This is a genomic window from Exiguobacterium sp. s138 (assembly GCF_018618775.1).
In the GTDB taxonomy this organism is placed as follows: Bacteria; Bacillota; Bacilli; order Exiguobacteriales; family Exiguobacteriaceae; genus Exiguobacterium_A; species Exiguobacterium_A artemiae.
In genome coordinates, this window is the sequence record NZ_JACSMW010000007.1 from 60,531 (window position 1) to 78,573 (window position 18,043).

Genomic DNA, 18,043 nt, shown 5'->3' on the forward strand with positions numbered 1-18,043 from the left:
TTTTCCATGTTCACGCAAGTCTATGAGGAAATTCGGCAGCTGACCATCTCGAAAGTACTCGATTTCTACGATCATGAAGTCCGCGGACTCGATGAAGCGGCACGGCAAACGAAGTATCAAAAGATGAGTGTCAGTCCGTTTCTCTTTTTCCGCGGCAGTTCCCACCTGTTTTATTATGACGTGACCCGGATTCCGCTCGGATTTGATACGCCGCCGGAGACACCGACCTGGATTCAAGGCGATCTTCACTTCGAAAATTTCGGGGTCCACGGCAATGCCAAAGGGGAAATCATTTATGACGTTAATGACTTTGACGAAGGGTATCTCGGATCCTATCTGTACGATTTAATCCGGATGGCCGTATCGGTCCAACTGTTTGCGGAAGAAGCCGGGTATGATGCCAAGCCGGCCATCGCCGCCTATGTTCAACACTACTTAGATGACTTACGCCAATATGCGAAAGGGAAAAATCCGGGAAAAGTCTGTTTTACGACCGACAATACAAAAGGACCGATCCGTAAACTGATCAAAAAAGCAGAGAAAAAGAAGGCGGAATTACTCGGAGAGCGGACGACGATTGTCGACGGACAACGCCGGTTCGCCGACTTGCCGGATATGAAGCGGCTTGATTCTTCCACGTACGCAGCGATTGAAGCGGTTTGGCCGGAGTATATCGCATCGATCGATGCTGAGGACCGGCAGGAAGAGGGATTCTACACCATCAAGGATATCGTTTATAAGCTCGACAGCGGAACGGCTTCGATTGGTCTTGAGCGCTACTATATTTTGGTCGAAGGAACAGGCGGAGAGCATGAGGACCTGATTCTTGAGATGAAACAAGCCCAGTCGTCCGTTCCGTCACTGTTTGTACCGGTTTATTTGCAGGAAGTCGAAACGGTTCACCAAGGTCGTCGGATCGTGACTTCACAAAAGGCAATGCAGGCACATGAAGATCCGTATCTCGGTTATGTGACGATGCAAGGGAAGGAATATTATGTCCGGGAACGTTCTCCGTACAAAAAAAAGTTGAAAGCCAAGCATATCAAAAGCCAGGATGATCTCGAAAACGTCCTTGCGATTCAAGGTCAAATTACCGCCAAAATTCACGCACGGGCCGACATGGATGCGGGAATTGATGTCGATATCCTGCATCATCATGCAGACGTCGTCATCATCGAATCAATCGGTGTATCGGACGCTGAATTCACCCGTCAAATTCAACGGTGGTCAAGTACCTATGCAGCGCGGACAACGCTTGATTTTCAAGTGTTTTTAAGTTGGTTAGCTACCCGCTGAATACTATTTCCGAAGACCTTTTTTTAGGCAAAGATTCCTTCTGAATACCAGTTCATCCTGGGTTGCGAAGGGATTTTTTTATGGATAAATAATTATGTAAGCGAAACGCAATTTACAAATGGGTCTAATGACCTATATCAATTTATCTGAAAACTTCGTAAATTTTGGATTAAGTAATTGCAAAACTTTTTTGTAATTCGAACTAAACACACAACAGGGGGAGTATCATCATGAGTTTGACGCGGAAAAAAGATGTTTCCGCTATGATTGCTGCGAGTCAGCGTAACAGTGGACTTGCTCGAAATCTTGGCGCAATGGATTTAACGTTTTTAGGAATTGGCGCCATCATTGGTACAGGGATTTTCGTCCTAACCGGAACAGGAGCATTGACAGCAGGACCTGGTCTTATCGTCTCATTCATTTTATCTGCCATTGCCTGTGGGTTAGCAGCACTCGCTTATGCGGAATTCGCTTCGACGATTCCGGTCAGTGGTTCCGTCTACACGTATACGTATGCCACGATGGGAGAAATTTTCGCTTGGATCATCGGTTGGAACTTAATCTTGGAATATGGACTCGCCTCGAGTGCCGTTGCGGCAGGGTGGTCAGGTTACTTCCAGTCCTTACTCGGTGGATTCGGTATTCATCTTCCGACAGCACTCTCAGCAGCTCCTGGCGCGGTAGAAGGTGCTAAAACATTCTTCAACTTACCGGCCTTCCTGATTTTACTCGCAATTACAGGTCTTTTATCAATGGGAATCAAGGAAACAAAACGTGTCAACAACATCATGGTTATCATTAAATTGGCAGTCGTTGTTTTATTCATCGTCGTTGGTGTCGGCTATGTTGAACCTACGAACTGGGCACCATTTACACCGTTCGGATGGGGCGGCGTATTCTCTGGAGCAGCCATCGTCTTCTTTGCTTACATCGGATTTGATGCTGTTACATCGGCAGCAGAAGAAGTACGTGAGCCGCAAAAGAACTTGCCACGCGGTATCATCGGTTCCCTTGCTGTCTGTACAGTTCTTTACGTCATCGTTGCAGCCATCATGACAGGAATCGTCCCGTACCAAAAATTTGCGGGTGTCGATCACCCGGTCTCACTCGCCATTCAAATGGCTGGACAAAACTGGGTTGCAGGATTCATCGATTTAGGTGCCATCCTCGGGATTACAACCGTTATCCTCGTCATGACATACGGAATGGTACGTTTAGCGTTCGCCATCTCACGTGACGGCATGTTCCCGAAAGTATTTTCGGAAGTACATCCAAAATACAAAACACCGTTCAAAGCAACATGGATGATTGGTCTTGGTAGTGCGACAGTCGCAGGACTCGTTCCACTCGATGTCATCGCAAACCTCGTTAACATGGGGACACTCGCAGCATTCGTCTTAATCTCTGTTGCGGTCTTGATCCTTCGTAAAACACAACCGGATCTTCCACGTGCATTCAAATGCCCGGGAATGCCGTACGTGCCGATCGCAGCAATCGCTTCTTGTCTCTTCTTGATGTTCAACTTGAAACTCGAAACATGGATTGCTTTCTTCATCTGGCTGGCGATTGGACTTGTCCTGTACTTCGCCTTTGCCCGAAAGAACTCGAATCTGGAACCTGGAAATATGCCGGCTGCCGAACTCGCAGCTTCAGACGACAAATAAAAAAATGCGATCCCGTGAGGGGTCGCATTTTTTGTTGTGATAAACAGAAGATTAAGATGGTAAAGACGTTTTGATTCGAACGGCATCAAACTCACGTTGGATGCTGGCATTGGCTTTCGCTTCTTCTTCCGCTGACCAGCCGAGTTCGCTTCGCATTAGAGCGAGAACACCGTCGGCATATTTTTCAGCATTCGGGAAGTCGAAGAAGACAGCAGAGGCACGCCGGTTCAGGAAATCACCCGGTTGCATGACGAGTTCCGCTTCGAGTCCGTATAATAATCCTCCGAACCAGTGAAGGGGAAGTTGATAACGTTCCGCCTCACTGCCGCGCGAACGGATCAATTCAAAGACACGTTCAACATCCGTACCGTAACGTTGAATCAACCAGGTCGCTTCTTTTGGAGAGAGTCCAAGCGCTTCACCTTTCGGCTGCTGTTCTTTCAAGTAACGGGCAAATCCTTTACTGCCGTCAGGATGACCGCCGCCAAGCAGGATATCATGAGTCCGGGAAGCCAGGTAAATCCGGTTTTCTTCTTCCTTGAACTGATCTGCGACCATATCAATGATCCGTTCCGCCATCTTACGGTAGCCTGTCAATTTTCCGCCGGCAATCGACATCAGACCGGATTTCGAAACGAAGATTTCATCTTTTCGTGACAGTTCACTCGGATCTTTTCCGTCTTCGTGAATTAACGGACGCAGACCAGACCAAGTGGACTCGACATGTTTCGGCTGAAGATCAACGTTAAACATCTTGTTGGTCGCATCGAGGATATAATCGCGGTCCTCTTCCGTTACACCCGGCTCGAGAATATCACCCTGATAGTTCGTGTCTGTCGTACCGACGTACGTTTTTCCTTCGCGGGGAATCGCGAAAATCATCCGGCCGTCTGGAACATCAAAGTAAACCGCTTGTTGAAGCGGGAAGTGGGCTTGATCGATGACGAGATGGATTCCTTTCGTCAGATGAAGCGATTTGCCGGATTTTGAACCGTCTTTTTCGCGTAATTCATCGACCCAAGGACCGGTTGCATTAATGATTTTTTTCGCCCGGATCGTATAGGTCTTACCGGTTAAGACGTCCTGTACTTCGACACCGACGACTTTCCCGTTATGGTAGACGAGAGACTCAGCCTTCGTATAGTTCACGGCACGTCCGCCGTATCCGACCGCAGCTTTTAATACTTCGACCGTTAATCGGGCATCGTCTGTTTTATATTCAACATACCGTCCGCCTCCGACAAGATGTTCCGACCGTAACAGCGGTTCATATCGGAGTGTTTCTTCTTTTGATAACATCGTCCGTCGTTCATGGCGTCTGACACCTGCCAATTGGTCGTAGACCCGCAAACCGATCGACGTCGAAAAGCTGCCGAATGTCCCGCCTTCGACAAGCGGTAACATCATCCATTCAGGTGTCGTGACGTGCGGCGCATTTTCATAGACGATGGCCCGTTCTTTCCCGACTTCTGCGACTAACTTGATTTCAAATTGCTTCAGGTAACGTAAGCCCCCGTGCACGAGTTTCGTCGAGCGGCTTGATGTCCCTTCTGCGAAATCCTGCATCTCAATCAACCCGGTCCGCATACCCCGGCTTTGAGCATCGAGTAAAATCCCGGCACCTGTAATGCCACCACCAATGACTAATACATCAAGCAATTCCTGTCCCATCTCTTCCAGCCATGCGGTTCGTTCCGTACTTGAAAACATGCATATTTCCCCCTGTTCGTCTGAAATGGATTATTTTAATCTACTTCTATCCATGTACCCTCTTTTACACTTTTTTGAGCACAATCAATAATTTTCATGACGAGCAGAGCTTGTTCCGTTGTGACGGCAAGAGGGGACTCCTGACGCAAGGCGTGTGCCAAATCATGATAGTAGTCGGCAAAACCGGAATCGACGAAGGGGCGTTCTTCCAAAGGCTGTTCAGGTCTTCCCCACGTATAAGTCGACCGTTTCGTATCGACGCTGTCGACGAAATAACTCGCTTTTGTACCGTGGACGGCGAGCGAAGGACCGGGTGACGGAACGAGTGATCCGATATGCAGAATGGCGCGGCGCGTTCCGAAAGCGAGAATCAGATGCGTGTAGTCTTCGACCGGACCGTCCGGACGTTGGATCGTCTGATCACAAAAGACGCGATCCGGTCGTTCACCGAACAACATCAACGCCTGGTCAATTAAATGGGAACCTAAATCGTAAAGCAGACCGGCGCCCGGGACGTCCTGTTCCCGCCAGCGTGCCCGAACGGTCGGACGATAGCGGTCATAGTGCGCCTCGAAGGTCTGGACGACACCCAGTTCATCAGCTTGAACCAGTTCGAGCAATGTCCGGAAGTCTTTTGTGTACCGGCGGTTATGGTAAACTGTCAGTAATCGATTTTGTTGACGGGCAAGATCCGTCAACTGTTCGGCCTCCAGTAACGTGACCGTAAATGGTTTCTCAACGAGGACATGACAGCCGGCTGAAAGTGCCGTCTTGGCGAGGGGATAATGTTCGGCGTTCGGTGTCGCGATCACAACGAGTTCAATCGTTTCAGCAGCCAACAACTCTTCAAGCGAAGAATAGACCGGCACATCCGGATAACGCGTAGCGACTGCCTCCGGACGACTGGACTGAACCGCAACCAGTTGATAATCAGGTGCTGTGAGATACGGGGCGTGCAGATGTTCACCGGCAAGTCCAAAGCCAATTAGAGCAGTACGAATCATGGAGGACACTTCCTTTTCAGTTAATACATTCAATCTATCATATGAGGTGAGCAAGATGATTACAGAACAACAAGTCATTGAAAAAATGCGGCAGACGATGTCAAAAATCGAGCAGTCGAGCGGGACGGGACAAATCGAACAAATCGCGGCGATGAAGGCCTACTGTGAATTATTGCTGGATCAACCGCAAAGCGTTAGGGAGCCTTCGGTCATCACGCCGACCACTCAACCGAAACCGCCCGAAGTCGATCCGATGTTGGCCCGCTTCATGGGAGTCGCTCCGGAAAAAGAAGAAAAAGGGCCCTCGCTGCTTGATTTTTGAGTAAATCAAATCAAATGTGGGAATAGAGTAAAAGGAAAAATAAGGGGGAACAGAATATGAAAACAGTCATCGTCATCGGAGCCGGTCCGGGAAACGGAGCCGAAATCAGTAAGCGGTTCGGTAAAGAAGGTTTCCAAGTCGTCTGTGCCGCTCGGACACAGGAAACACTGGCAGCCGTCATCACGGAGCTGAAAGAACAAGGGATCGAAGCAGTTGGTGTCGAATGTGATGCTTCACGCCGTGCCGATCTCGAATCGCTCGTGGAATGGACGAAAGAACAGTACGGACAAGTGGATGTCCTCGTTTATAACGCGTCGATCCTGCACCAAGCTTCTGTGCTTGAGGTATCAGCAGAGCAGATTACGAAAGAATTTGAAATTGATGTTCTCGGAGCATTGCATGCTGCACAAATCGTCGCACCGGATATGGTGGCACGAAAAGACGGAGCCATCTTAATCACAGGCGGCGGAGCAGCACTACATGCGATTAAATCTTTGCCGGGTCTGTCGATCGGGAAAGCCGGTGTCCGTCAACTGACGCATATGTTGCATGATACGTTGAAAGACGACAATGTCTATGTCGGGACCGTGACGATTGCCGGTGAAGTTAAACGCGGAACGGCACTGGATCCGAAAAATGTTGCCGAAGCCTTTTATACGCTGTATACGAACCGTACGGATGTCGAAAAGGTCCTCGAAGCAAAGTAATCGGGAAGCAGCACAAGTAACAGGAGATACGATTTAGACTGGAAAGCGTCGACGCGCCTGATGTCGGCGCCTTTTTGAATCCGATGAGAGGGGGCAACTTATGAAACGAATATTATCTCAACTGTTTTTAGTAATGACGATCCTATTTTTGAGCGGATGCGCACTGGATTCAGAACCGGATGATCCACAGACGGGCATCCCGCAACCGGATGAAGCGAAAGTGACGGAAGCGACCGTCGAGCGTGTCATCGACGGAGATACGGTGAAAGTCCGGCTGAAGAATGGTCAAACGGAAGATGTCCGCTTTTTATTGATCGACACACCGGAAACCGTGAATCCGGAAAAGCCAGTTCAACCGTATGGTCCGGAAGCATCACGCTTCACAAAAGAAGCGTTACCGGCAGGCAGTGAGGTATTGCTCGAACGCGATGAATCGAAAACAGACCGGTATGGTCGATTGCTGGCGTACGTTTGGGCGGACGGGAAGATGATCAATCAGGAATTATTGCGAAAAGGATTGGCACGGGTCGCCTACATTTATGAACCGGACACCCGGTACGTCGAGACATTTCAGGAAATCGAAGACGAAGCAAAAGAGGAAAAGTTAGGAATCTGGCAGACAGACGGATATGCGACGGACCGCGGATTCGATACTTCGGTCATGAAAGGAACACCGGCAGAGCCAACAGACTGCGCCGACATCAAAGGTAATATCAACCGCCAAGGAAAGAAAATCTATCATATCCGAGGGGGACGTTCCTATGATGAAGTGAACCCGGAAGAGATGTTTTGCAGTGAACGGGAAGCAAAAGAAGCCGGATTCGTCCGGGCGGCAAACTGACTGAAAAGAGGATGACGCCAAAAAGATAAGGAGGGCAGATTATTATTCTGCCCTCCTTATCTTTGTAGAGATTGAATTTTGAGTCAGCTTCTTTGTGCATTACGGTTGTGTAGGCGGCTGATAATGTTGAATCTTATCATCTTCATCAAAGGAAATCGTCACATCCGTGATTCCTTTGAGAATCCGGATCTGTAGTTCAAGACGATCTTTAATATCATCTGCTTGAGCAATTGTCAGTCCGGGATCAACTTCGATCTCAATCTCGACGTGGAAATGATCCCCTTCTTTGATGACTTCAAGTTTTTCGATATCACGAACGTCCGGATCACGCATCAGGATTTCTCCGATTTTTGCAGTCAGTACTTCATCAATCTCACCAAGCGCACCGGCAGCATTTTGAATAAAGACATTATAGACGACATAGAACATCATCAAGCCGATCAAAATCGAAGCAATTCCTTCTGCCTGATAAAACGACGTATAATGCGAAATCAGGACGGCAATGATGGCGATGACACCACCGAGCGTCGCGACTAAATCTTCCATGAAGACGAGTCGTGTCGCCGGTTTTGCCTGCGATAAGTTGGCGAAGCTTTGACCGACCAGCGTCAGACCACGGGATTTTAATCCCGTCTCATGGGCAATTTCAATCATTGCTTTGTAGAACACACCGACTTCGAGCACAACACCGATTCCGAGTGCAGTCAGGATGATCCAAAGGCCGCTGGTTTTTTCACCCGGAGCATGCAGGATGTGCAGGACACCTTCACGGATGGTTTCGTAAGCAAGAATGGCAACCACAAGGATGGCGGCCAGTAAAACAAGGTTGACGAGTCGACCGAATCCATTCGGGAACCGCTTGGTCGGTGCTTTTTTACTTAATGCCGATCCGACATAAACAAAAAACTGGTTGGCTGCGTCACCGATTGTATGCATCATTTCTGCAAACATGGCGATATTTCCCGTCAAGATGTAAGCGACGAATTTGATAAGAGCGATAACCGTATTGACGATGGCAGCAGCGAGAGCCGATTTATTCCCACGCCTGAGCAGAGTAAAAAAGTTCGACATGAAGGTTCCTCCCTTTTAAGAGAAGCAGAAACGCGGGGTTACCCGCGTCCAGCTTGGAATGATGGATAAAGTGTCATGCCGCCGTCCGCAAACAAGGTAATCCCTGTCACGTAACTTGCTTCATCGGAAGCAAGCCATGCGGCGACTGCAGAAATTTCTTCCGGTTTTCCGATATTCCCCATCGGAATCATGCTTTCGACATCGGCACGTTGTTTCGGATCCTCGAACTTCTCGGCATTGATTGGTGTATTGATCGCGCCCGGTCCAATCGCATTGATACGAATGCCTTTTGGTGCGTATTCCATTGCAAGTGTTTGGGTCATCAGTTTGACGCCGCCTTTGCTCGCAGCATAGTGCACAAACGTCGGCCATGGAATGATTTCGTGTACGCTCGACATATTAATGATATTCCCTTTGACATTATGCTCAACGAAGTATTTAAGAGCTTCCCGGGCACCGAGGAAGGCACCGGTCAAGTTGACGTCGATAACCTTTTGCCAATCTTCAAGTGACATTTCATGAGAAGGTGACGGCATTTCGACGCCGGCATTATTGACGAAAACATCAAGCTGACCGAAGTGGTCGACCGCCTGTTTAACGAGATTGATCATGTCCTCTTCTTTCGAGACATCCCCTTGAACGGTAAGGGCTTCTCCGCCCGCTTGTTTGATGTCTTCTGCAATTTTCTTCGCTTCTTCCGGGTGACTCCGGTAATTGATGACGACACGCATTCCTTCTTCCGCATAGCGGCGGATGATGGCTTCACCAATCCCCATTGATCCACCGGTGACGACCGCGACTTTACCTTTTAGACTGTTGTACATAATATGAACTCCTCCTTATTATTGCTTCGTAAATCCAATCATAATGCCACCGACGACGACTAAAATACAGCCGATGATGACAAATGCCATTTCTTTTTTTGTTTTCGCTTCTTTTAACAAGACGACACCACCGATCGTCGAGATGACGACACCGGTTTGTGACAGCGAGAAGCTCGTTGCGACACCAACTTTGGCGGTAGCAAACAGCAGAGCAATGTTACCGACTGCCCACATGAGACCGCCGATCGTGTTGCCGGCTGTTTTTTTCGTGAACAGGTTTCCTTTACGTAAAGACAATAGAACGGCACTGATGACCATACCGATGGCTTGCGGCAAGACAGCTTCCCAGCCGTTGATGTTGAACCAGCGGGCGATGACGACATAGCCGACATAACCGACTGTCGAAACGAGAAGCAACAGTAAACCTTTTCCGATATTTTCATCCTGTTTGCTTTTATCTTCTTTATAAGAAGTGAAAGCGGCACCGGCCACGATTAAGACGAGTGCACTGATACCGAGGATCAAAGCAGTCCGGTTCGACCATTCACCAAAAGCAAGAACACCGAACAGAGACGTCCCGACGAGTTGCATCCCGGTTGAAATCGGCATCGTTTTCGAGACGCCCATCTGTTTAAAAGCTGCGAACTGATTCATTTGGCCAAGGGCCCAAAAAGCACCGGAGAAGAATCCGGCGACCCAGGCTGTCGTCGAAAGTTCAGGGCTGACGAAAAAGAACGTGATGATGGCGAACGCTAAAGCCCCAAGTGTCGTTCCGATAATTTGTTGTTCCGTCGAACCACCGATTTTGGAGACAACCAATGGAAGACTCCCCCACATCAAGGCAGGTACGAGCGCAATTAAGATATCAATCAAGTGTTTCACCTCTTTTAAATTTCTTTCTATCTACTTGAAGTTGTACCCCGGGAACAGATCCGAAAAACATAGAAGAACGAAAAAAAATTATTTCAAAATAAAAAAACGCCCTCTCAAGAGGACGTTTCAGTCATTATTTAAACGGTTCGTCGGCAATCCGGACAATTTGCCGTCCGATGCGTCGACCGTTCCATAAAGCAACGACGGCAATGGCGAGCGAAATGCCCATCAAATCATAATGAGCGAGAAAATAGCCGGTGTAGCTGACCGGAAGGCTGACGATCCCGACAAGGGAGCTGGTCCATTGCCGGATTTTCAACGATTCTATGTTAGCGACACGGGAAAACTTCTGTTGTTCAAACAGTCGCCACCGCGTCGGCTCACTCAAGGCATCGTTGACGAGGCGGGGGAAAGCCAGTAATCGTGCCCCGTAGGAAGCAGCGACTTGCAAGTAACGGTTTTGATTTTTCCCTTCGTCATCGAGCCATCTCCGGACCATCGGTTTAGCAAGTTCGAGCAAATTGATTTTAGGTGATAGGATTTGCAGAATTCCGAGAATCGTTGAGGCTGCCCGGCCGAAAAAGGCAAACTCTGCCGGTAGTTGGATCGGTTCGTTTCTGACCAGTAATTCAATATCGGATAATACTTTTTCAATCAACTTCGTATCAACGTTTTCCATGTCACTTTCAAGATAGAAGGTAACGGCTTTTTCAATCGCTTGCCGGATGTTTTGTTTGTTGGCGTTTGGTAATAAAAAGCGTAGATCTTCGAGTCCGTCGACGATGGCATCATAGTCGAGCGTCACGAAGGATTGCAAGATACGTTGAATCGCCCGCATATCATCAGCCGTCGTCGCGCCGATCATCCCGAAATCGAGCAGGACGATCCGGCCGTCACTTTGGACAAGGACATTACCCGGATGGGGATCGGCATGGAATTTTCCGCCGAACAATAACTGTTCCCCGGCATTCAGGAACAGGTTCCGGGCCAGTTCATCGCGGTCGATGTTATGTTCCGCTAAGTAATCAAGATCCGTGATGCGTGTCCCTTCAATCCATTCCATGACAAGGACGCGGTTCGTACAATGTTCTTCAAAGTAATCTGGAATATAGATGACCGGATTCGTTTCGTACATTTTTTTGAAATAGAGACCGTTTTTTAATTCTGTCCGATAGTTCAGCTCATCTCCGATGACGAAGACCATTTGACGGTACAGACTCTGCAAATCGGTTGATTTATTGAGCGACGTCCGGCGGAGCATCGCAATGACGAGTCGCATCGCCCGGAAATCGGTTTTGATAATTTGTTCGATGTTCGGCCGTTGCACTTTAATCGCTACTTTGCGTCCATTGGATTTCAGGGTTGCGCTGTAGACTTCACCGATCGAAGCAGAAGCAATCGGTCGGGGGGAAATATCATCGACGATATCTTCGATCGCTGTTCCCCAGTCCTCTTCGATGATTTTCCGGGATTCACCGAGTTTGCTTGACGGGACTTTATCGACAAGTTCCGTCAGCTCCATTAAAACGGATGGAGGAAACAGGTCGGCCCGAATCGACAGGAACTGACCGAGTTTAATGAGGAGTCCTTCGAGACGAAGGGCTTTTTTCTTATAGTCACGCGCAATCGTAATCATGATGCGCTCAAATTCTTCATTATTCGTACCGGGTCGGTTCTTCCGGGTGAATCGATAAATCGTCCAGATGTAACGAGCGAACATCGTTACGATGATGAAAATCCGATAAAGCGCCCAACGTTTCATACCTCCACCTACGCTTCCTGTACAGTTTGTTTCAGTATAGGTTACTTTACCTAAAAACGACACTTGCAAACGGTCGAATCGGTGACAGAAAAAATAAGCTTGCCGGAATCGAAAAAGAGCGTATAGTAAGTATTGGAATTTCTAATGGGAAAGGTGAAATGTGCGTATGTCCTGGGACTTGTTGAATATCATCGGCACGGTGGCGTTTGCGATGAGTGGCGCGATTGTCGCGATGGAAGAAAAGTATGATTTGTTTGGCGTTTGGCTGCTTGCTTTAATCACGGCCTTCGGCGGTGGTGCCATCCGCAACCTGTTGATTGGTGTCCCGGTTTCTGCGCTTTGGTCGCAAGGCGGACTGTTTTTAATCGCGATTTTGGTCGCGTTGCTGATCTTCATTTTACCGCAATTATTTTTACCGCACTGGACGCGGTGGGGGGTGCTCGCTGATGCACTCGGTTTATCCGCCTTTGCGATTCAAGGTGCGTTGATGGCTTCAGCTAAAGGCCTGCCGTTATCGGCAACGATCTCGGCAGCTGTTTTAACAGGAGTCGGTGGTGGCGTCATCCGCGATCTACTCGCCGGACGTAAACCGCTTGTCCTGCATAAAGAAATCTATGCGATGTGGGCCGTCATGGCGGCACTTGTGATTGACCGGTTCGAATTGACGAATCCACTCCATTTGTTCACATTACTCGGTCTGATCACAATTTTACGTATGCTATCCTATTATTATGAATGGAATTTACCAGCACGACGTTTAGGGGGAGATAAGGAATGAAAATTTTCATCATGATCGGAGCATTATCGATGATGCTCGCCGTGGCACTGGGAGCTTTCGGTGCGCATGCCTTAAAAGATATGTTATCAGAGCGGATGCTTGCGAACTGGCAGACGGGTGTCTTGTATCAAATGGTTCACTCGCTCGGAATTCTCGCACTCGGCGGGATGTTATTGAAAGTATCGATTTCTCAGTTCTCATTGGCCGGTTGGCTGATGCTTGCCGGAATCGTTTTCTTCTCAGGCAGCCTGTACGTGATGGCGCTGACGGGTGTGACGAAACTTGGGGCTGTGACGCCGATCGGTGGCGTCCTGTTCATCGCAGCCTGGATTTTTGTTGCAATCGGGGCTTATAAAGGGCTGTAAAGACAATAAGAATCTATCCGCTTCACGCGACTCGAGCAGAGAAACGTGAAACGGATAGATTTTTTTGTTCGCAAAAAAACCGGTAAACAGATTTTGATCTGTTTACCGGTACGATAGAGCGACAAAAGCAATAGCTTCAGCGCTTGGCAGGTTGTGTTTTATTTAACTTCGATAATGCTTGCTCATAGCGGTCCAGTACGCGTTCCGCGACTGGCTTTAGCTCTTTTGAAAGCACAGCGAATTGCAATTCACGCGATCGCGTTGATCGGTTCATAGCATTCCCCATGGTAATTCCTCCTTCAGGTACAAATCTGACAGTTTTTGTGGCCGCAAAGAGTATATTCCCGTAGGGTTTTCCTATGAAACGTGATTTAGCAGATTAAAGTGCGAAATGTGCTTCGAGATCTGTTGTTTCGAGGCGGTTCCCGATAAAGAACTCACCAAACTCACCGTATTTGGCACTGACTTCGTCAAAACGCATTTCATAAACGATTTTCTTGAACTGCAGAATATCATTGGCGAACAGCGTGACGCCCCATTCCCAGTCATCGAATCCGGTTGATCCACCGATGATTTGCTGAATCTTGCCGGCGTAGCTCCGACCGATCATTCCGTGACGGTACATGAGTTCTTTTCGTTTTTCCATCGAAAGCGTGTACCAGTTGTCGCCGTCGCGGCGTGACTTGCTCATCGGATAGAAGCAGATGTGTTTCGATTTCGGCAGAATCGGATAGAGACGGTCGCGGACGTACGGGTTTTCATACGGGTTACCTTCTCCTGAACCGCGGTATGTACCGAGTTCGACGACAGACACATAGGAATACGTCGGAATCAGATAGTCGTATAGATCAAGCTTCTGCATCTTCACTTCAACGTCCTGAATCTCTTCCATTGTCGGACGCAGAACCATCAGAACGAGATCCGCTTTTTGACCGATGATCGTATAGAGGGCATGACTGCCTTCTTTTTGATCTTCTACTTGTGCGAGTTCGCCCAAGAATGCCTGGAACTCCTGTACCATCTTCGTCCGGACGGAAGCATCGACCTGTTTCAGACGGGCCCAGTCAATCCGGCGGAAATCATGGAATGTATACCAGCCATCGAGTGTTTCGGCGGCTTGTTGCGTAACGGTTGGTTCGGATGATTGATGTTGCATATGAAAACCTCCTGAATCTGTAATGGTGAACGTGTTAATCCATGTTCAATCTTACCATATCTTTTTGGTTTCCCCGTAAGAAAACGGGTTCGTTTTTGGAGCGGACCCGACATACAAAAACGGAAAGGGGGGTATGAGGTAAAAGGGTGTGATAAAGAGGTTTTGTTTTTCCCTGTACTATATTAAAAAAGATACTGTAATAGTATTCAAAAAGTCAGGTATAAGAATAGAAAAAACACTTTTTTGCAAATTGTTTTAACAACGAAACAGAACTGTGTATAATGAACAATGGAATGGAACAACAACAAAAACCGACACTTATTCGCCACAAAAGGAGCTAATATCATGCAATTATTCGAAATGCTTGAGACAAAAGTCAAAGCCCACCAGCCGACGATCGTTTTCCCTGAAGGAATCGATGCACGTGTTCTCGGTGCAGCTGTACGTTTGAAAAAAGACGGTTTAGTTACACCGATCGTCATCGGACCACGCGGTCAAATCGAAGAGACAGCTTCAGCAAACAACATTGATGTTGCAGATCTTGAAACGATTGATCCGGCTTCATATGAAGGAATCGAAGAACTCGTTGCTTCATTCGTTGAGCGTCGTAAAGGAAAAGCAACGGAAGAACAAGCCCGCGCCCTCATCCTGAAAGACGTCAACACGTTTGGTACGATGCTCGTCCACACAGGAAAAGCAGAAGGTCTAGTTTCCGGTGCGATGCACGCAACAGGTGATACGGTTCGTCCGGCACTTCAAATCATCAAAATGCAAGAAGGCTATAAAAAGACATCAGGTGTCTTCATCATGGTTCGTGACGACGAGCAGTATGTGTTCGCCGACTGTGCAATCAACATCGCACCGGACGCTAACGATTTAGCTGAAAATGCAATCGCGTCTGCGAAAACGGCAAAAACATTCGGAATCGATCCGAAAGTTGCGTTGCTCAGCTTCTCGACAAAAGGTTCAGCGAAATCACCGGAAACAGAGCGCGTTGTCGAAGCAACACGTTTGGCAAAAGAACGTGCACCTGAACTCTCAATCGACGGTGAATTACAATTTGACGCAGCATTCGTCCCGAGTGTCGCAAAATCAAAAGCGCCGGAATCAGATGTTGCTGGTCAAGCAAACGTCTTTATTTTCCCAAGCCTTGAGTCTGGAAACATCGGCTATAAGATTGCCCAGCGTCTTGGCGGTTTTGAAGCAATCGGACCAATTCTGCAAGGACTCAACAAACCGGTCAACGATTTGTCGCGCGGATGTAACGAAGAAGACGTCTACAAACTGGCGATCATTACAGCGGCACAAGCTGTCGAAGAACGCCAAGCGTAATCCATTTTCGAAAAAGACTTTACTTTTTCAGTGAACTCCGTAAAATGGAACACATAACGCATCAACGAATAAACGTATAGCAACGCTCGTATAATAGTGGGGATTGGCCCACGAGTCTCTACCGGATCGCCGTAACGATCCGACTACGGGTGGTGAGTTACTGCTCTCTTTTTAGCGTACAGTGGCTGCCCCCGGGTAGCGACTGTACGTTTTTTTTCGTTCAAAAAGGAGAAATCAGTTATGAAACGTTTGGAAGAAATGATTAAACAAGAAGGATTAGTCTTATCGGATCAAGTATTAAAAGTCGATTCCTTTTTAAACCACCAGGTCGATCCGACCTTGATGTGGGAAATTGCCTATGAATTTATGGACCGGTTCAAAGATGCCGGTATTACGCGGATCTTGACGATTGAAGCAGGTGGCATCGCACCGGCGATGATGACCGCGCTTCGTCTTGGTGTCCCGATGGTCTATGCCCGGAAAACGAAGTCGTTAACGTTAAACGAAGGAACGATTTCAGCAGAAGTCTATTCGTTTACGAAACAACAGACGAGTACGATTACGGTCGCAGAACAATATTTACAGGCCGGAGAACGCGTCCTGATCATCGATGACTTCCTCGCAAACGGGGAAGCGGCGTTCGGATTAGCAAAACTCGTCGAACAGGCCGGAGCAGAAGTCGCAGGCTTCGGTATCGTCATTGAAAAATCATTCCAACCGGGACGTCAGAAATTGCTGGATGCCGGATTCCGTGTTGAATCGCTTGCCCGTATTAAAAAGCTCGAAGCAGGAGAGGCGACATTCGTCGACCCGGTGACAGTATGAAGACGTTATCGAACGTCAAAGCGGCGAGTCTAGGTCTGCAACATGTACTCGCGATGTACACGGGAGCCGCGATTGTTCCGCTGATTGTCGGCAGTGCAATCGGGTTATCCGGTGAAGAACTGGCGTATCTCGTTGCGATTGATTTATTTATGTGTGGAGTAGCGACATTGTTGCAAGTGTTCGTGACGAAATATACCGGTGTTGGTTTACCGGTCGTCCTCGGCTGTACATTTACAGCTGTCGGTCCGATGATTGCGATTGGCAGTTTGCAGGGCATCACGGCCATTTACGGTGCGTTGATTGCCAGCGGTTTAATTATCTTCGTGATTTCCGGTTGGTTCAGCCGGATTGCGATTTTGTTTCCGCCGGTCGTGCTCGGTTCTGTCGTGACGATCATCGGCATTTCGTTAATTCCGGCGGCGATTAATGATATCGGCGGCGGACAAGGCGCGAAGGATTTTGGTGATATGCGGTACTTGGCACTTGCCGGACTGACGATTGTCCTGATTTTAGTCTTTAACCGTTACGGAACGGTTTTTTCAAAAGCGGCAGCTGTGCTGATTGCCGTCCTGATCGGAACGCTCGTTGCATTCGGAATGGGAATGATTGATTTCAGCCCGGTCGCTGAAGCATCCTGGTTCCAAATGGTGACACCATTTTATTTTGGTGTCCCGACCTTTAATGCTACAGCCATTCTGACGATGACGCTGGTCGGACTCGTTTCGATGGTCGAATCAACAGGCGTCTTCTTGACGCTCGGAGAAATCACCGACAAAAAACTGACGGATAAAGATTTAGCCCGTGGGTACCGGGCGGAAGGAGCCGCAACGATCATCGGCGGAATCTTCAATAGTTTCCCATATACGACGTACAGTCAAAACGTCGGTCTTGTCCAGTTGACGGGTGTCAAAACACGGAAAGTTATCGTCTTTGCCGGATTCTTTTTGATCGTGCTCGGTTTCTTGCCGAAAGTCGCAACCTTTACGACACTGATTCCGAAACCGGTTCTCGGCGGAGCGATGCTCGTGATGTTCGGAACGGTCGCAGCGAGCGGAATCCGGATTTTATCCCGTGTTGATTTTGCTAAAAACGATAATGTGATCACGGTCGCGCTTGCACTTGGTGTCGGACTCGGCATCAGCATGAATCCGGCGATTGTCGCGTCACTTCCGGATCAGGTCCGTGTCCTGACAGACAGTCCGATTGTCGCAGGATCGGTAACAGCCCTGCTGTTAAACGGGTTGTTCCGTTTGACGGAAAAGAAGACAGCGATGAGAAAAACACCTTTGGCAAAGGTTGAATAAGATTTGTAACCCTTATGAAAGGAGCAGTCATGTATACTATTCGGTATAGGTGGTTGCTCCTTTTATGTACCGTTACATAAATCAGAATATTTCGAGTATGTGGGATTCGGAGAAAATATCTCTTGAAAACGTTTACAAAACGGACACAATTTCTTTATACTGACAACGTAGCGGTTAGGGGAACTGCTAAGAAACAAACAGAGACGGGA

At 48.2% G+C, this 18,043-nt stretch carries 18 protein-coding genes and 1 riboswitch; of the genes, 10 read left to right on the plus strand and 8 right to left on the minus strand.

What is annotated here, in order from left to right; all coding sequences use genetic code 11:
- Positions 1 to 6: 6 nt before the first annotated feature.
- Both KNP91_RS13390 and bcaP read left to right on the plus strand, forming a co-directional pair.
- On the plus strand, positions 7 to 1,296 hold the full coding sequence (locus KNP91_RS13390; RefSeq protein ID WP_214850505.1) for a DUF2252 domain-containing protein: 1,290 nt from the start codon (positions 7 to 9) through the stop codon (positions 1,294 to 1,296).
- 230 nt (positions 1,297 to 1,526) lie between these two features.
- Positions 1,527 to 2,960 carry a branched-chain amino acid transporter BcaP gene (gene bcaP / locus KNP91_RS13395; RefSeq protein WP_012369115.1) on the plus strand — a complete coding sequence of 478 codons (1,434 nt, stop codon included), beginning with the start codon at positions 1,527 to 1,529 and terminating at the stop codon, positions 2,958 to 2,960.
- Positions 2,961 to 3,011: 51 nt separating this feature from the next.
- On the opposite strand, the gene KNP91_RS13400 is transcribed toward bcaP, so the two are convergent.
- Together KNP91_RS13400 and KNP91_RS13405 are read right to left on the minus strand one after the other, a co-directional pair.
- Complete coding sequence (locus KNP91_RS13400; protein ID WP_214766657.1) at positions 3,012 to 4,670, minus strand: glycerol-3-phosphate dehydrogenase/oxidase; 1,659 nt, start codon at positions 4,668 to 4,670, stop codon at positions 3,012 to 3,014.
- A gap of 35 nt (positions 4,671 to 4,705) precedes the next feature.
- A complete protein-coding gene (locus KNP91_RS13405) occupies positions 4,706 to 5,674 on the minus strand; it encodes a Gfo/Idh/MocA family oxidoreductase (RefSeq protein WP_214850508.1) in 969 nt (322 codons plus the stop codon).
- A gap of 55 nt (positions 5,675 to 5,729) precedes the next feature.
- On the opposite strand from KNP91_RS13405, the gene KNP91_RS13410 reads away from it, so the two are divergent.
- The 3 genes from KNP91_RS13410 (at position 5,730) to KNP91_RS13420 (ending at position 7,544) form a co-directional block, all read left to right on the plus strand.
- Positions 5,730 to 5,996 (plus strand): DUF5327 family protein, encoded by a 267-nt coding sequence (locus KNP91_RS13410; protein ID WP_012369118.1) that lies wholly within the window; start codon positions 5,730 to 5,732, stop codon positions 5,994 to 5,996.
- Between the two features lie 56 nt (positions 5,997 to 6,052).
- Positions 6,053 to 6,703 (plus strand): SDR family NAD(P)-dependent oxidoreductase, encoded by a 651-nt coding sequence (locus KNP91_RS13415; RefSeq protein WP_012369119.1) that lies wholly within the window; start codon positions 6,053 to 6,055, stop codon positions 6,701 to 6,703.
- A gap of 100 nt (positions 6,704 to 6,803) precedes the next feature.
- On the plus strand, positions 6,804 to 7,544 hold the full coding sequence (locus KNP91_RS13420; protein ID WP_214850510.1) for a thermonuclease family protein: 741 nt from the start codon (positions 6,804 to 6,806) through the stop codon (positions 7,542 to 7,544).
- 99 nt (positions 7,545 to 7,643) lie between these two features.
- Here KNP91_RS13420 and KNP91_RS13425 read toward each other — a convergent pair whose 3' ends face one another.
- The 4 genes from KNP91_RS13425 to KNP91_RS13440 all read right to left on the minus strand — a co-directional run bounded on the left by KNP91_RS13425 (position 7,644) and on the right by KNP91_RS13440 (position 12,074).
- Complete coding sequence (locus KNP91_RS13425; RefSeq protein ID WP_214766649.1) at positions 7,644 to 8,615, minus strand: cation diffusion facilitator family transporter; 972 nt, start codon at positions 8,613 to 8,615, stop codon at positions 7,644 to 7,646.
- Positions 8,616 to 8,653: 38 nt separating this feature from the next.
- Entirely contained in the window at positions 8,654 to 9,439 is a 786-nt protein-coding gene (locus KNP91_RS13430) for a glucose 1-dehydrogenase (protein ID WP_214850512.1), read from the minus strand.
- Between the two features lie 18 nt (positions 9,440 to 9,457).
- Complete coding sequence (locus KNP91_RS13435) at positions 9,458 to 10,309, minus strand: GRP family sugar transporter (protein ID WP_214850562.1); 852 nt, start codon at positions 10,307 to 10,309, stop codon at positions 9,458 to 9,460.
- Between the two features lie 136 nt (positions 10,310 to 10,445).
- The gene (locus KNP91_RS13440) at positions 10,446 to 12,074 is read right to left on the minus strand and encodes an ABC1 kinase family protein (protein WP_214850515.1); all 1,629 of its coding nucleotides are present in this window, start codon (positions 12,072 to 12,074) and stop codon (positions 10,446 to 10,448) included.
- Between the two features lie 166 nt (positions 12,075 to 12,240).
- Between KNP91_RS13440 and KNP91_RS13445 the strand changes: the two genes are divergently transcribed.
- Both KNP91_RS13445 and KNP91_RS13450 read left to right on the plus strand, forming a co-directional pair.
- Positions 12,241 to 12,852 (plus strand): trimeric intracellular cation channel family protein, encoded by a 612-nt coding sequence (locus KNP91_RS13445; RefSeq protein WP_012369125.1) that lies wholly within the window; start codon positions 12,241 to 12,243, stop codon positions 12,850 to 12,852.
- Positions 12,849 to 13,217 carry a DUF423 domain-containing protein gene (locus KNP91_RS13450; RefSeq protein ID WP_012369126.1) on the plus strand — a complete coding sequence of 123 codons (369 nt, stop codon included), beginning with the start codon at positions 12,849 to 12,851 and terminating at the stop codon, positions 13,215 to 13,217. Before KNP91_RS13445 ends, KNP91_RS13450 begins: the two co-directional genes overlap by 4 nt.
- Before the next feature lie 136 nt (positions 13,218 to 13,353).
- On the opposite strand, the gene KNP91_RS13455 is transcribed toward KNP91_RS13450, so the two are convergent.
- The gene (locus tag KNP91_RS13455) at positions 13,354 to 13,491 is read right to left on the minus strand and encodes a hypothetical protein (protein WP_200868745.1); all 138 of its coding nucleotides are present in this window, start codon (positions 13,489 to 13,491) and stop codon (positions 13,354 to 13,356) included.
- A gap of 105 nt (positions 13,492 to 13,596) precedes the next feature.
- Complete coding sequence (hemQ, locus tag KNP91_RS13460; protein WP_012369128.1) at positions 13,597 to 14,373, minus strand: hydrogen peroxide-dependent heme synthase; 777 nt, start codon at positions 14,371 to 14,373, stop codon at positions 13,597 to 13,599.
- A gap of 345 nt (positions 14,374 to 14,718) precedes the next feature.
- Here hemQ and pta point away from each other — a divergent pair, with 345 nt between their 5' ends.
- The 3 genes from pta to KNP91_RS13475 all read left to right on the plus strand — a co-directional run bounded on the left by pta (position 14,719) and on the right by KNP91_RS13475 (position 17,834).
- Positions 14,719 to 15,705 (plus strand): phosphate acetyltransferase, encoded by a 987-nt coding sequence (gene pta / locus KNP91_RS13465; protein ID WP_131503249.1) that lies wholly within the window; start codon positions 14,719 to 14,721, stop codon positions 15,703 to 15,705.
- A 66-nt stretch (positions 15,706 to 15,771) separates the two neighbouring features.
- Positions 15,772 to 15,871, plus strand: a riboswitch (purine riboswitch).
- Positions 15,872 to 15,945: 74 nt separating this feature from the next.
- Positions 15,946 to 16,530 carry a xanthine phosphoribosyltransferase gene (locus KNP91_RS13470; RefSeq protein ID WP_012369130.1) on the plus strand — a complete coding sequence of 195 codons (585 nt, stop codon included), beginning with the start codon at positions 15,946 to 15,948 and terminating at the stop codon, positions 16,528 to 16,530.
- Positions 16,527 to 17,834 carry a nucleobase:cation symporter-2 family protein gene (locus KNP91_RS13475; protein WP_012369131.1) on the plus strand — a complete coding sequence of 436 codons (1,308 nt, stop codon included), beginning with the start codon at positions 16,527 to 16,529 and terminating at the stop codon, positions 17,832 to 17,834. Before KNP91_RS13470 ends, KNP91_RS13475 begins: the two co-directional genes overlap by 4 nt.
- Positions 17,835 to 18,043: the final 209 nt, after the last annotated feature.

Coding starts and splice junctions, on each gene's coding strand:
- KNP91_RS13425 (WP_214766649.1), bottom strand. CDS start 8,615: ATGTCGAACTTTTTTACTCTGCTCAGGCGTGGGAATAAATCGGCTCTC.
- KNP91_RS13475 (WP_012369131.1), top strand. CDS start 16,527: ATGAAGACGTTATCGAACGTCAAAGCGGCGAGTCTAGGTCTGCAACAT.
- KNP91_RS13420 (WP_214850510.1), top strand. CDS start 6,804: ATGAAACGAATATTATCTCAACTGTTTTTAGTAATGACGATCCTATTT.
- KNP91_RS13440 (WP_214850515.1), bottom strand. CDS start 12,074: ATGAAACGTTGGGCGCTTTATCGGATTTTCATCATCGTAACGATGTTC.
- KNP91_RS13390 (WP_214850505.1), top strand. CDS start 7: ATGTTCACGCAAGTCTATGAGGAAATTCGGCAGCTGACCATCTCGAAA.
- pta (WP_131503249.1), top strand. CDS start 14,719: ATGCAATTATTCGAAATGCTTGAGACAAAAGTCAAAGCCCACCAGCCG.
- KNP91_RS13470 (WP_012369130.1), top strand. CDS start 15,946: ATGAAACGTTTGGAAGAAATGATTAAACAAGAAGGATTAGTCTTATCG.
- KNP91_RS13430 (WP_214850512.1), bottom strand. CDS start 9,439: ATGTACAACAGTCTAAAAGGTAAAGTCGCGGTCGTCACCGGTGGATCA.
- KNP91_RS13455 (WP_200868745.1), bottom strand. CDS start 13,491: ATGAACCGATCAACGCGATCGCGTGAATTGCAATTCGCTGTGCTTTCA.
- KNP91_RS13445 (WP_012369125.1), top strand. CDS start 12,241: ATGTCCTGGGACTTGTTGAATATCATCGGCACGGTGGCGTTTGCGATG.
- KNP91_RS13410 (WP_012369118.1), top strand. CDS start 5,730: ATGATTACAGAACAACAAGTCATTGAAAAAATGCGGCAGACGATGTCA.
- KNP91_RS13450 (WP_012369126.1), top strand. CDS start 12,849: ATGAAAATTTTCATCATGATCGGAGCATTATCGATGATGCTCGCCGTG.
- KNP91_RS13415 (WP_012369119.1), top strand. CDS start 6,053: ATGAAAACAGTCATCGTCATCGGAGCCGGTCCGGGAAACGGAGCCGAA.
- KNP91_RS13405 (WP_214850508.1), bottom strand. CDS start 5,674: ATGATTCGTACTGCTCTAATTGGCTTTGGACTTGCCGGTGAACATCTG.
- KNP91_RS13400 (WP_214766657.1), bottom strand. CDS start 4,670: ATGTTTTCAAGTACGGAACGAACCGCATGGCTGGAAGAGATGGGACAG.
- hemQ (WP_012369128.1), bottom strand. CDS start 14,373: ATGCAACATCAATCATCCGAACCAACCGTTACGCAACAAGCCGCCGAA.
- bcaP (WP_012369115.1), top strand. CDS start 1,527: ATGAGTTTGACGCGGAAAAAAGATGTTTCCGCTATGATTGCTGCGAGT.